Source organism: Rhizobium sp. NLR10b (assembly GCF_019685435.1).
Classification (GTDB): domain Bacteria; phylum Pseudomonadota; class Alphaproteobacteria; order Rhizobiales; family Rhizobiaceae; genus Rhizobium.
The window spans coordinates 250,505-263,841 of sequence record NZ_JABDWV010000002.1 but is presented as its reverse complement, the minus strand read 5'-3'; the positions used below and the strand labels follow the sequence as shown (position 1 = coordinate 263,841).

Genomic DNA, 13,337 nt, shown 5'->3' with positions numbered 1-13,337 from the left:
CCATTCACCACGGTGGAAAACAACCCAATAAACACTTTTAAATTGCGCGACATTGATTCGATTATGTGCCAGCCTGTCATTAGCGATTGAGGGGTTGCGATGGGCACGACATACTGGCCGAAAGACCCGCTTGACGGGAATGACATGACGCTGCTGACGTCGATCCTTCGACGCTGGTGCGAGCGCTATGGGATCGACTTTACAGCCGAGGAAAGCAAGCGGAAGGCGAAGGAACTCGTGGAATGGTTCGAGTTCGGCGTCAAGGATCCGGCCGAGCTTGAAGAGCTGATCGACGGAAAGCACTGGCTCGTCAGCCGCATTTGAGCGCATTCGTTATTTCAACGGATAAAGGCCGGGCGAAACATCGCACCGGCCCTCGTTTGTCTGCCTCTGTCAAAGGCTTTTTAGTAGTCATCCCGCCAGCGGCGTTCGCGGTCCCAGCGCCGCTCATAGCCCCAGCGCGGGCCATCCCAATCGCGATGACGCCGCTCCCAGCCCCAGCGGGGCGGACCGCCATAGAAAGCTACAGGCGGCGGGCGGTGCCAGTTGCGCCGGCATTCGCCCCAGCGGGTCAGGTGCCAACCGCGACCACAGGCGTAGTCGACCTTTGTGACAGTGCTCTCAACCTTGATTGCCCCGATCGGCATCGCCTGAGCCGTGCCGATCGAGAGGCTGCCAGCGAGCAAGGCAGCCGCGATAGAAAGTGCCTTCATCGAAAACTCCATTTCATCCAGCCGCAATCACCTTAGGACCGCCAAATTGAACTGGAGATGAACTGCACGTTCATGTTTGCGGACGAAAAAGCAGCACTTTTTTGACCGCGGCAAACCGTTCTTCCCGTAGCGTCAAGCGCTTGAGGGGCGTCCCGCCGCCTGCCGAAAACCGTTCATCTCCTGCCGTAAAATGGATCTGGACCGGGGTTGCGCCCGGCGGCGACCTCGGTGAGCCGTCCGAGGTAATGCGCCCAGCCTTCCTCGTGGCCAGCGCACTGCTCCGCACTCGGCAGGCCGCTATGGGTGAGCCGCAAAAGCGTCCCGCCTCCCTGTTCGATCAGGTCGATCTCGACCAGACTCGACCCGGGCGGCACCACCTCACTGCCGTCCCAGCCGAAGCTGTAGGCAAGCCGATGCACCGGCACCACCTCGCGAAACGAGCCGCGCGCAAAACGGGCGCCGGTGACGTTGACGAGATAGAGCCCGCCGGGCTCCGGCTCGACCTCGGCCTCCGTCCCCATCCAGCGCAGGATCTTCTCCGGATCGGTCATCAGCGCAAACACCGCCGCCGGCGGCGCTGCAAGATGCGTCTCGCGGCGCACGACGAAAGATTCTGGCATCGCTCTCTCCCATGGTTGCTGCTCTACCCCTCAGTGAGGCGGAGCAGCATGCTTTTTCGACATGGATATTCCTCAGCAGAAGCATGTAGGCGGAAGGGCATGCTCAACAAGGGTGGTGGAGCATGTGCCCTTCGCTGACGCTCAGCGCATTCGCTCCCATCGTCGCTCACCCCCTCATCTGCCCTGACGGGCTTCTTTTCCCCGCTGGGGCGAAGGGGAAGCAAGCCTCACGGTGACCATACCTACCGCAAACATCTCAAATGGAGCGAGGCGCCCGCCGCGATTCCCCTTCTCCCCAGCGGGGAAAAGAAGCCCGGCAGGCAGATGAGGGGCGGGGAGCGAAAGCGATGAACGCCTTGAGCTGCAGCGAAAGGCAAATGGCCATATTAGAGGACACACCAACGCACCCATCCGGAAACCATCTTACCCTATTGCCAGCCCGCCGCCTTGCCCCTATTGTCCGCGCCGTTCTCAGGGCGGGGTGAAAGTCCCTACCGGCGGTATGCAGTTTCGATTGCGAGCCCGCGAGCGCCTTCCTCGGAAGGGTCAGCAGATCAGGTGAGATGCCTGAGCCGACGGTCATAGTCCGGATGAAAGAGAACGTGCGCTGCTGCTGCCCTCCGGGCTGGCGGCGGATGCTCGTGATCGCCTTGGGTGATGTGTCTGTACGCCAAAGGAGATTACCATGACACCCACCCGTTATGCCTTCGTCAAAGCCGGCTGGCACGCCGATATCGTCGACCGTGCGCTTGAAGGCTTCCAACAGCTTGTTCCCGCCGAACAGATCGACATATTCGATGTCCCCGGCGCTTTCGAAATGCCGCTTTTGTCGCGCGATCTTGCCGCGACCGGACGTTACGCCGCCGTCATCGCCGCTGCCTTCGTCGTCGACGGCGGGATCTACCGCCACGAATTCGTCGCCCAGGCCGTCGTCGACGGCCTGATGCGTGCCGGCATGGATACGGGCGTGCCGGTGCTATCCGTTTCGCTGACACCGCACCAGTATCAGGAGACGGAACACCATACCCAGATCTATCGCGCGCACTTCGTCGAGAAAGGCCGCGAGGCGGCACGCGCCGCCCTGATGATCGGCAAAACGCGCGCCGCCCTTGCGGCATAGAAGCCCGCGCGACAGGCGCAGGATCGGTCCGCTATCCCCCAACTGACGAAGTCGGCCAACCGCTCTTTCGTCATGCTCGGGTTTGTCGAGCATCTACATCAGGTGCAGCAGATCATCGGCCAAGGCCGAGGACGACGCCAAATAGAGGACGGGCTTGTCGACAAACTGACGGCGGGAGAAGCCCGCCGTCTTCTCCAACAGCAGAATAATTGATTCGACGCCCACCCCACGCTGTGGTCCACTCGATCCCGACATGTATCGCCATTCTTAATGCGTCCAAACCTCAGGGGAGCTGAAGATGAGCAATGCAATGCGCAGTGAAACCCCCATCGAAATTCCAGAAACACGGCCGATCGACACCAAGCTCGAAGTGGTCGTCATCCCCGTTTCCGACGTCGACCGCGCCAAACGCTTTTATGAGAACCTGGGCTGGAGGCTCGACGCCGACTTTGCCAATGATGTCGATTTCCGGGTGATTCAGTTCACCCCGCCGGGCTCCGGCTGCGCCATCATCTTCGGCAGGAACGTCACGGCCGCCGCCCCCGGCTCAGCGCAAGGGCTCTACCTGATCGTCTCCGACATCGAGGCCGCGCGGCGCGATCTCATCGCCCGCGGCGTCGAGGTGAGCGAGGTCTTCCACGACGCATCGGGCGTCTATGCCGGCACGGACGAGCCCTATCTCTTCGGCCGCCTGCGCGTCGCCGGCCGCGACCCCGAGCACCGCAGCTACCGTTCCTTCGCCTCCTTCAAGGATCCGGATGGCAACGGCTGGTTGTTTCAGGAAGTCACCACCCGCCTGCCGGGACGCATCGACGCCGATGAGACGGCCTTCTCGACATCGAGCGACCTTGCGGCGGCACTCCGCCGCGCCGCCCAAGCCCACGGCGAACACGAGAAACGCAACGGCGGCAAGCATGACGAGAACTGGCCGGACTGGTACGCCGAATACATGGTCAGCGAGCAGGCCGGCAGGCAGCTGCCGTTGTAGGTTGCGGCGACAGACGCTGGGAGTACCCGCTTCGCCTTCGAGCCCCTCAGGGCGAGGCTTCTTTCCTTTCTAGGGGTGCCATGCGGCACCCCCGTCTCTGCTCGTCCCAAGTCGCGCGCCATAGCCCGCACCTCATCGATCAAATATATCCCGCCACTGCTTCTCGCCGATCAGACAATCCGTCGTCGGCGCGTCGGCGGCGATCCTCTCCACCCCAGGCGACGGGTAAATGCCGCTGATCTCGAGCACCAGCTTTCGGCGCACGGCGATGGCGAAATCCTCGATCTTGTTGACCGGCAGCACGAAGCTGCCGGGGCCGCCGATCACGCAATCGGCATAATATTTGTCGAGCCCGCCGGGTGCATCGGAAGGACGCAGCATGATGGTCAGCCCGTTGATGATCATGCCTGATGCCACCGCCTTGTCGCGGGCGGGTGTGACAGGATCGCCGGAATTGTTGGGGCCGTCGCCGGAAATGTCGATCACCTCGCGCCTGCCGCGAAAGGGACCGGTGATGATCATGCTGGCGCCCTGATCGATGGCGGTGGAGATCGAGGTGCGTCGTTGCGTGGCGATCGGCCGGGCATCGAGCTTGTCGGCGAAAGCGATCGCATCCGCTTCCGTCTCGATCACCTGCCAGTCGATCATCGAATCCTGGACGACATAGCCAGCCCATTCGAAATAGCTGATGGCAATGCGGCCGGTGAGACCGCCCTTGACCGCATCGATGAATTCCTTATGCTTCAGCGCCTCGACATAACCGTCGCGCTGAATGCCGATCTCCTCGAAATCCATGGACCGCGAGGTGTCGACGGCAAGCACAAGCGTCACGTCGACCTCGTTTCCGCCCGCCCCAGCTGCCGGCGCGACGCCGGTAATAGCCATGAGCACAGCAAGTGTCGTCAGCATCGGCAAATCCTCGTCAGGAAGCGAAGAAACTGTAACACAGCTTGCGGAGGTGCGGGTGCTCGGACGCGCCGGCGGTTTCAATTTTCAGTGATGACAAAGCGCCAGGCGCGCCTGTGAGTGCTCGTTTGGCGTATTCCCGGGCCTTATGTCAGGCCTGCTATGGGACATCTGTCCCTTATGCCATCCCGCATTCAGTGGAGCGGCAACCACAATGGGCTTTTCCATGTCTTCAGCGCTTCCAGAAAGACCTGAAGGCGCAAGGGCAGGAAGCGCCGGGTGGGGTATACGGCATGTACGAAGATTTCCTCCGACGACCAGTCGGGCAGCAGGCGGATGAGCTCACCTCTCCGGATTTCGTCGTCGCAATAGGTCGAGGGCAGCAGCCCGATTCCGTGGCCGCGATAGGTAAAGGCGCTGACTGCATCAAAATCCCGGCTGGAGACCGGCCCCTTAACACGGACGTCGATCGCTCGCCGACCGCTGACCAGATGCCACTCCCCTTCGCCGTTGCGGCCGTTCAGGAGCACGCAATCATGATCCCTAAGGTCCTCCGGCTTCGAAGGAAGCGCCCGGCCTTCGAAATAGCTGGGTGCGGCGACGAGATATCGGACGCTCTTGCCGAGCCGTTGCGCGACGATGGAGGAGTCCTTCAGCTCGCCGAAACGGATGGCGAGGTCGATATTTTCGGCGATCAGATCAAGAAACAGATTGGTGACGAAAAGATCGATTTGAATATCGGGATAGATCTTCAGAAAACAGGAGACGAATTCGTAGAAGGGTTCCTGCCCGAAGATCACCGGAACGGAGATCTTCAACAATCCCTCCGGCTTTCTTTGCGTTTTCGTAAGAGCCTGCTCGGCGTCCACGAGATGAGCGAGCGGCTCGCTGCACCTATTGTAATAGGCCTGCCCCTGCGCGGTAAGACTGAGCTTACGCGTCGTGCGCTGGATGAGCGTCACACCGAGCTGTTCTTCTAACGATGTCACCTTCCGACTGACAGTTGAAACGGGCATGCCGAGGGAATGGGCCGCACGGCTGAAACTCCCGTACTGCGCCACCTTTACGAAAACAGCGATGTCGTTGAGGTCCGCCATGCCTTCACTCTTGCATCATTGCAAAAGAGAATCCAGATATTTCCATCTAATCGAGCAATAGGGTTTTCGCCATATTCACCTTGCGAAAACACATCAACCGATGGCCGGCGCTAAGGCGCCGGCCCATCTCGAGCGACCCGCCCTCGCAAGGCTCGTGTTGCCCGAACCAGATTAATGGAGTTCAACATGACCAAGCAAAAGACAGTCATCATTACCGGGGCCTCCCAGGGTATCGGAGCAGGCCTCGTCAATGCCTTCGTCGAACGCGGCTACAACGTCGTCGCCACCTCCCGCCAGGTCAGCGCGTCGGATGCTCTCACGGCTTCCGACAGGCTGGCCCTCGTCGACGGCGACATCGGCGATCCCGAGACTGCGGCCCACGTGGCCAAAACCGCGATCGACCGTTTCGGCTCGATCGACGCGCTCGTCAACAATGCCGGCATCTTCTTGGCCAAGCCGTTTGTCGATTTCACGATGACGGATTTCAGGACGTTGTCTTCGACCAATCTCGAAGGTTTCATCCATCTGACCCAACTGGCCGTCAGACAGATGCGCGCACAGAAGTCAGGCGGCAGCGTCGTCAGCATCACGACGCCATTGACCGATCATCCGATCGCCGGCTTCTCCGCTTCGGTGTCGATGATGACGAAAGGCGGCATCAACGCGATCTCCAAGAACTTGGCGATGGAATATGCGAACGAGAAAATTCGCTTCAATATCGTGGCTCCCGGTGTCGTGGACACGCCGCTGCACAAGGACAATCCGAAGGATTTCCTGAGCACGCTGTCGCCGATAGCTGGCATTTCAAATGTCGATGAGATCGTCGAAGCGGTCCTCTTCCTGATGGAAGCCCCGCGTATCACCGGGGAGGTGCTGCACGTCGACGGCGGAGCACATCTGGGCAAATGGTAAACCATCGAAAAGCGCAGGCAGCCAGCGCGGAACGGCGGCTGCAGGACCTCGGCATCACGCTTCCCCCGCCGCCGACGCCCTTCGGGGCCTATGTCGAGGCGATCCGGACAGGCAAGCTGGTCTTCTTCAGCGGCATGCTGCCGGTCATCGACCGCAAACCGCGCTATATCGGCCGCGTCGGCGGTACGCTGACGGCCGAAGACGGCAGGAAGGCAGCCGAAACGGCGACGCTCAGCGCCCTCGCCGCCGCCAGAGAGTACCTCGGCTCGCTGGACAGGGTCGTCAGGGTCGTCAAGCTCGGCGTCTATATCGCCACCGAAGGCGATTTCCGCGACCACCCGAAGGTCGCTGATGGAGCATCCGAAATGCTGCTCCAGGTCTTCGGCGAGGAAAGACTCTCCGGCCGCGTCGTCCTCGGCGTCGCCAGCCTGCCCTTAGGTGTGCCGATCGAGATCGAGTTCGTCCTCGAAGTCGAAGATTGAATGATCAGGGCGCGCCTCGGCGTGCCCCGCATCCCTGGCATCGCCGCCTCACCCTCACCCGGCAATCAAAAGCAAGACATAGGCGATCACGCTCACCATCAAGCCACGAAAGGCGAAGGTGACGCAGCGATATTTGTTGCAGGCGATGGCAGAGAGGATGTTGGCGTTTTCAAAATACTGGTCGAAGAGGTAGCGCTCGTCACGGCGAACAGCGGCCTCGAAGAACATGTCGCGATGCTTGGGCCAAGAGCCCCAGAACAGCGAGGTGGAGGCGCCGAGACGCCGCGGCAGCACGACAAGAATCGCCGACAGGATGGAGAAGACCGAGGCTGCGGCAAGCAGGCCGGAAAACAGTATGCTGCCCGGCGTGCCGCCTGTGTAGCGCCCCAGGCTGAAGACGGCCCGCACCTCGCTGGAACTCACCAGAAAGGCAAGCATGAAGGTAAAGATATAGGCGGCCTTCTGATCGGATATCTTGATCTGATCATAAAATATGTCGTTGATTTTCTTGATATGATCGAAATACTCGGTGCTGACGTCCCCGCTTGAGGGATTGCTCAGCATTACCTCAGTGGCATTTTCAAACTCGCTCACCTGAATACTCCATACCCCAAAGTGTTTCCCTGATATTACACTCCTCGGCGAAAGCAAGAACACGTGTGCAACATGCTTGACTTTTCCACTCTACGCGGACAAAGGGGAAGCGGGGTATGGGGTCGAGGACATGCGGGGTTATTCCAGTAACATCTGTCGCATCGGGATGGCGCTTGCGTTTGCCGTGCCCGGTTTCGGGCTGCCGGCGATGGCTGATCCCGTGCCGCGCGCCACGCCGGTCGCCGGCTCGGTGATCGCCCGAAAGACCGGCGAGGAAGTGCGATTCATCGACGTGTCGGACTGGCGCGTCGTTGACATCAACCAGGATCTGTTGACTGGCGACGTGCTGCGCACCAATGCCAATGGCCAGCTCGCCATCGTCTTTTCCGATCATACGCAGGTGCGACTCGGCCGCAATTCCTCCCTGCAAGTCAAGAAGATGGCCGCAAGCGGCGATACGGTGCTCAATCTCCAATCCGGCACCATCTGGGCACGCGCAGAGCGCGGCGGCCAGGGCCTGACCGTGGAAACACCGGCCGCCGCCGCCGCGATCCGCGGCACCGACTGGACGATGACTGTCGAGGGCGCCAAGACCTCGATGATCGTGCTCGAAGGCCGCGTGGCGCTCTCCAACCCGCAGGGCAGCGTCGAGGTCAGCGAGGGTGAAGGGGCAGTCGCCACCATCGGCCAGGCGCCGCACAAGATCATCAGCGTCAATCCCGACGACCGCGAGCAAATGCTCTTCTATCTGGACCTGCGCGACGGCTTCGACCTGATGCCGACCTCGCCATTGCGGGCCGACCGCATGGCGACGGAGCGCCGCCGCCTGCTGGCGCTGCCGCCGGAGCGCCGCACCACCGAAGACTGGCTGGAACTCGCCGAAGTGCAGAGCGCCTTCGACGGACGCCAGGCCGCAGCCGCAACACTAGAGAATATCCGCGGCCGCAAGCTGACGGCAGCCCAGCAGGCACGCATCGACCTGATCGACGCCACCATCGCCGGCTCTGAAAAGCGCTATGGCGATGCCGCCAAGCTCTTCCAGAAGGCCCTGCCGCATCTCGATCCGACACGCCGCAACATGGCGCAATATGGCGCCTATTTCGCCCGCTCGCTTGCCGATCCGAAGCATGCCGAACCGCCGCCGGCCAATACCACCGGCCCCTACGGCGCCATCATGCAGGCCTATACGGCCGGCTTCCTGCAAAACCCGCGCGCAGCTCTCGAGATCATCAAGAAAGCCGAACAGCGCTATCCCGACGATCCGACCCTGCCGGCGGTCCGCGCCCAGCTGGCGCAGCTCACCGACGACCGCGAACAGATGAAGGAGGCGATCGAACGCTCGCTGGCGCTCGACCCCGACCATCCGATGGCGCTCTCCGCTCGCGCGAGCTACAAGGCGGTTTATCAGAGCGACATCAACGGCGCGCTTGCCGATCTGAACCGCGCCATAGCACTTGCCCCCGGCGCATCAGGCACGCTGAATTCGCTCGGCCTGCTGGAGAGTTCGCGCGACGCCAATGGCGAAGCGGAAAAGGCCTTCAAGAAGGCGATCGAGCTCGATCCGCAGGACCCGCTGCTGCACGCGAACTTGGCAATCCTCTATCTCGACCAGGGGCGGATGAAGGAGGCCAAGCGCGAGATCGATACGGCAATCGCCCTCGATCCATCCTTCGATCTCGTCCTGCTCGCCCGCGGCCGCTATTACCTGCAGACCGGCGAGCGCGACAAAGCATTGCAAGATCTGCTTGCCGCCAGCACGGCCAATCCGGCGCATTCGCAGTCGCAGTTGATGCTCGCTGCCGCCCATTACGAAAAGGGCGACCGCATTCCATCCCAGCAGGCACTCGACAATGCCGACCGCCTCGACAAGAACGATCCGGCTATCTCGGCATTCCGCACTGCCGTCGATATCGACGATTACGCCGCCGACGGCGCGATCCGCAACGCGCAGGAGTTCCTGCGCCGCTCGCGCGCCCGCGGCGGCGATTACAGCGGCCTCGGCGCCAATGCGAGCGCCGGCTCGACGCTGAACGACGCCTTCCGGCTCCAGGGGCTGGATGCCTGGGGCCGCTATTACGGCGATGCGGTTTTCGATCCCTTCCAAGGCAGCGGCTATATCGATCAGTCGATCAAGGGCAGCATCTTTCCTTTCGTCAACGCGACGAACTTCAGCGACGACAATATCATCCAGAACCGCGGCAACGCGTCGAGCTACTCATCCTTCATCCAGGGCCTGCTGATCTCTCCGCACATGCTCTCCGGCCGCTCGCGCTCGGCAACTCTATTCGACGTGCCCTTCATCGAAGGCTCGCTCGGCGGCGGCATCAACAGTGTCGACGGCCATACAAGGCGCATCGGCGAAGCCGATATCCAAGGCTATTCAAACGCGACGATCCCGATCAGCTTCTACGGCAATCTGACCTGGGAAGAACTGGCGCTCGACCGCGACTACCGGGATTTCGGCGGTGTCCAGACGGATAACAAGCTGCTGGGCGCCAACGGTTATCTGACGGCAACAGTCACGCCTGACGATCGCGTAGTAGCCTTCGTCAACCATGGCAAGAACGATGGAACCCTGAATGCGTTGTCCTCAAACACCGGGTTCATGGAACTCCTGTTCCGTGTCCCTATCGCGCTGCCTCTCTACACAACAGAGCAGACCGCACGAGAAACCACATATGCCGGCATCGGCTGGAGCCATACGTTTGCCTATGAAAACGTGTTGAATGGAGCGTTGCTTTATTCAGGAAGCAAATCGACCACGAACAGCGCGCTTGATGTCGACGTGGACCCGGTGTTTATCGGCGCAGGGGTTCCCTTCGTCATTCCCTTTACCAACGTCACTCAGGAGATCGAATCTCATACCTATATCGGCGCTTTGAGCCATTCCATAGGTGCCGGACCTTTGACATTTCGCTACGGCATCGAAGGCGGCTGGATGGATGCCAGCAGCAGCGTCGATACGACGCTCCTGGGCTTGACAGCTCCTCCCGATCGTACCGAGAATACCATCGATATCGGCCGCGCCTATGTCGATGTGCTGCATGAGATCACGCCCGATCTCAAGGGCGAATACGCCTTGTTCGCCACGCGCATGGAGGGGGACGGCATTGATATCAGCCGGCTGGAGCCGCGCTTCGGTCTTGCCTGGGCGCCGGTTGAAAACCATTGGCTGCGTGCTGCCTTCATGCGTCAGAGCTTTGATACCACCGTGCCGACTCTTTCCCCGATCGGCGTACTTGGGCTGCAGGCGAACCAGTTTTCGAACAATCTGCAAGGCTATACGGATACGGTCGCCCTCCAGTGGGATGCCGAATGGACCGACCGTTTCTTCACGTCAGTGGAGTACCAGCATCAGGAACTGCATGATTTCTCGATCGATTTTCCGCTCATCTCGCTGCCCTCGGATACGAGTCTGCCGATCTCGCGCGGCCGCATCGATCGCGCTGCCGTCACCGCCAACGTCGTGCTCGGCCATGGTTTCGGCCTTTCCGCCACCTACGCCTACATGGATTCGGAAAACAGGGATCCGCTCGAACCGATCTACGGCGGCCCCCTTCCCTTCATACCGCAGAATTCAGGACAGATTGCGCTGACCTGGGTCAACGAAGCCAAGGTCAAGGCGACGGTTGCCGCCAACTATATCGGCGAGCGCGACGGCGATCGGTTCGGCACCAAACTCGACGATTATTGGAGCCTCGACGCCCACTTGGTCTGGGAGCCCTTCGACAAGCGCATGGAGCTGGAAGCGGCCGCCTATAATCTGCTCGACGAGGACTTCGAGATCACGCCCGGCGTGCCCGGCTGGGGCCGCGCCTTCAAGGGCACCCTCAAAGTCCGCTTCTGATGCGGGTGCGGGACAAGCCCCTGCAGGCCAGGCAGACCAGGAGCCGCCATCTCAGGCTGCTGGTGCTATCGCTGACCACGCTGATCGCCACCTTGCTCCTGTCGCGCCTGCCCGCCTGGTCGCTGCTGGAGCTCAGAAGCTTCGACTATCTCTCGACCGTCGACGACCCCCGTCCGCCACCCGGCGGACCCGTCATAGTGGCGATCGACGAACCCTCGCTTGCCGATATCAATGCGCAGTGGCCCTGGCCGCGCAGCCTGCATGCCGAGCTCATCAGCCAACTGCGCGCCGCCGGCGCCCGCGTGATCGGCCTCGATATCATCATGGCCGAACCCTCTACATCTGATAATGACGCGGCGATCACCAGGGCGGTCGGCCCCGATGTGGTGCTGGCCGGCGACGAGACACTGATCGAGACGCCGCAGGCCTCGCAACTGATCCGCGCGACACCCCTGCCGCAAATGATCGAAGCGGGCGCCGTCACCGGCATCGCCTCGATCGATCTGAGCGGCGACGGCATCTTCCGGCGCATCCCGGGCTATGAGGATGGCTTCGCGGCGATGCTAGCAAAGGTCTCGGGCGTGGCGCCCGAAGCGCTGCCGGCTGGCCGGCTTATCCAATCCTTCGGCCCGGCCCGCAGCTATCCCACAGTCTCCTATTACCAGGCGCTTGACCCGAAGAACCTGTTGCCGCCGGGCTACTTCAAGGACCGCGTCGTGCTCGTCGGCTTAAGCCTGCAGAACGCACCTGCCATCGACAAGGGCGGTGTCGATGCCTTCGCCACACCCTATACAGTTCACACCGGCAAGCTGGTCTCCGGCGTCGAAATCCAGGCGACGATCTACGACAATATCCGCGGCGGCCTATCGATCGCCGAGGGCCGGCTGCCGACGGTTGCCGCCTGCATCCTGGTATCGGTGCTGCTTGCCGCCGCCACCGTCTGGCGCTCAACGGGCTGGCTGACGGTGGTGAACAGTGCGGCGGCGCTCCTCGCCTTCGCGGCCGTCAGTGCCGCCGGCATCCGACTTACCCATGTCTTCGTTTCACCGCTCGGCCCGACCGTCGCCTATATCTCCGTCGTCTTCGCCCAGGCCGCCTTCGATTTCGCCGAGGAGCGCCGCAACAAGCGTCAGATCACCCGCGCCTTCGCCCAATACATCTCGCCTGATCTTGTCAAGCGCCTGTCGAGTGACCCGTCGCAGCTGAGGCTCGGCGGCGAGCGGCGCACGCTTTCGGTGCTGTTCTCGGACGTACGCGGCTTCACCACGATCGCCGAGACGCTGAAGGAGGATCCGGAGCAGCTGACCGGCCTGATCAACCGTCTGCTGACGCCGCTTTCAGACGTGGTGATGGATCACGGCGGCACGATCGACAAATATATGGGCGACTGCATCATGGCCTTCTGGAATGCGCCGCTCGACGACCCCGACCATGCGCTTCACGCCGTGCGCGCCTCGCTCGCCATGCAGTCGGCGATTTCCCGGCTGAACGGGCAGCTGGAGCGGGAGGCGGCTGCACTCGGCCGCAAGCCGCATGTTTTGAAGATGGGCGTCGGCATCAACACCGGCGAATGCATCGTCGGCAACATGGGCTCGACCCGCCGCTTCGACTATTCCTGCCTCGGCGACAGCGTCAACCTCGCCTCCCGCCTTGAAGGCGCATCGAAGAATTACGGCGTGGCGCTGCTGCTCGGAGAAGAAACCGCCAGGCTGGTCGCTGACACCTATATCGTCGTCGAACTCGACCGCATCATCGTCAAGGGCCGCACCGCCCCCTCACCCGTCTTCACCGTCGTTCACAAAGCCGACGCCAAAGCGCTGGCCGCCCACCAGGCCTTCATCGACGCCAAATATTCCGCCACGCTCGCCCCGTCGGACCCGGTCTTCGACAAGCTGTCTGCCGATATTCCCGAGCTTGCCGGTTATTATGCGATCGTCAGGGATGCGCTGACGGAAGGCGGGGAGTAATCGCGCAGCGACAGTTGTGCACAGATGCTCCTCCAGGAACCGCTCGTTTTCCCCAACGCTGTTCCTTTGCATCCATCCAGCCTTGGCGCAC

At 61.7% G+C, this 13,337-nt stretch carries 12 protein-coding genes and 1 riboswitch; of the genes, 7 read left to right on the top strand and 5 right to left on the bottom strand.

Going from position 1 to position 13,337, the window contains the following annotated elements; translation table 11 throughout:
* The first annotated feature begins 99 nt into the window (after positions 1-99).
* Complete coding sequence (locus HJB91_RS03710) at positions 100-324, top strand: hypothetical protein (protein ID WP_210630834.1); 225 nt, start codon at positions 100-102, stop codon at positions 322-324.
* A gap of 80 nt (positions 325-404) precedes the next feature.
* Here HJB91_RS03710 and HJB91_RS03705 read toward each other — a convergent pair whose 3' ends face one another.
* Positions 405-713: a GCG_CRPN prefix-to-repeats domain-containing protein gene (locus tag HJB91_RS03705; protein ID WP_210630833.1), complete on the bottom strand. Its 309-nt coding sequence runs from the start codon at positions 711-713 to the stop codon at positions 405-407.
* Positions 714-886: 173 nt separating this feature from the next.
* Positions 887-1,333: an SRPBCC domain-containing protein gene (locus HJB91_RS03700; RefSeq protein WP_210630832.1), complete on the bottom strand. Its 447-nt coding sequence runs from the start codon at positions 1,331-1,333 to the stop codon at positions 887-889.
* A 463-nt stretch (positions 1,334-1,796) separates the two neighbouring features.
* Positions 1,797-1,939, top strand: a riboswitch (FMN riboswitch).
* Between the two features lie 79 nt (positions 1,940-2,018).
* Between HJB91_RS03700 and HJB91_RS03695 the strand changes: the two genes are divergently transcribed.
* Positions 2,019-2,453 (top strand): 6,7-dimethyl-8-ribityllumazine synthase, encoded by a 435-nt coding sequence (locus tag HJB91_RS03695; RefSeq protein WP_210630831.1) that lies wholly within the window; start codon positions 2,019-2,021, stop codon positions 2,451-2,453.
* 298 nt (positions 2,454-2,751) lie between these two features.
* A complete protein-coding gene (locus tag HJB91_RS03690) occupies positions 2,752-3,441 on the top strand; it encodes a VOC family protein (RefSeq protein ID WP_210630830.1) in 690 nt (229 codons plus the stop codon).
* A 132-nt stretch (positions 3,442-3,573) separates the two neighbouring features.
* On the opposite strand, the gene HJB91_RS03685 is transcribed toward HJB91_RS03690, so the two are convergent.
* Positions 3,574-4,350, bottom strand: coding sequence for a DUF1194 domain-containing protein (locus HJB91_RS03685; protein ID WP_221153464.1), 777 nt, complete (start codon positions 4,348-4,350; stop codon positions 3,574-3,576).
* A gap of 191 nt (positions 4,351-4,541) precedes the next feature.
* Positions 4,542-5,444 carry a LysR family transcriptional regulator gene (locus HJB91_RS03680; RefSeq protein ID WP_210630828.1) on the bottom strand — a complete coding sequence of 301 codons (903 nt, stop codon included), beginning with the start codon at positions 5,442-5,444 and terminating at the stop codon, positions 4,542-4,544.
* Positions 5,445-5,630: 186 nt separating this feature from the next.
* On the opposite strand from HJB91_RS03680, the gene HJB91_RS03675 reads away from it, so the two are divergent.
* Together HJB91_RS03675 and HJB91_RS03670 are read left to right on the top strand one after the other, a co-directional pair.
* Positions 5,631-6,356 carry an SDR family NAD(P)-dependent oxidoreductase gene (locus HJB91_RS03675; RefSeq protein ID WP_221145423.1) on the top strand — a complete coding sequence of 242 codons (726 nt, stop codon included), beginning with the start codon at positions 5,631-5,633 and terminating at the stop codon, positions 6,354-6,356.
* Complete coding sequence (locus HJB91_RS03670; RefSeq protein ID WP_221145424.1) at positions 6,350-6,838, top strand: RidA family protein; 489 nt, start codon at positions 6,350-6,352, stop codon at positions 6,836-6,838. Before HJB91_RS03675 ends, HJB91_RS03670 begins: the two co-directional genes overlap by 7 nt.
* A 54-nt stretch (positions 6,839-6,892) precedes the next feature.
* On the opposite strand, the gene HJB91_RS03665 is transcribed toward HJB91_RS03670, so the two are convergent.
* Positions 6,893-7,432 carry a Pycsar system effector family protein gene (locus HJB91_RS03665; protein ID WP_210631596.1) on the bottom strand — a complete coding sequence of 180 codons (540 nt, stop codon included), beginning with the start codon at positions 7,430-7,432 and terminating at the stop codon, positions 6,893-6,895.
* Positions 7,433-7,562: 130 nt separating this feature from the next.
* Here HJB91_RS03665 and HJB91_RS03660 point away from each other — a divergent pair, with 130 nt between their 5' ends.
* Together HJB91_RS03660 and HJB91_RS03655 are read left to right on the top strand one after the other, a co-directional pair.
* Positions 7,563-11,279, top strand: coding sequence for a FecR domain-containing protein (locus HJB91_RS03660; protein WP_311044433.1), 3,717 nt, complete (start codon positions 7,563-7,565; stop codon positions 11,277-11,279).
* Entirely contained in the window at positions 11,279-13,246 is a 1,968-nt protein-coding gene (locus HJB91_RS03655; protein ID WP_221153463.1) for an adenylate/guanylate cyclase domain-containing protein, read from the top strand. The genes HJB91_RS03660 and HJB91_RS03655 overlap by 1 nt, the downstream gene beginning before the upstream one ends.
* The last annotated feature ends 91 nt before the right edge of the window (positions 13,247-13,337 follow it).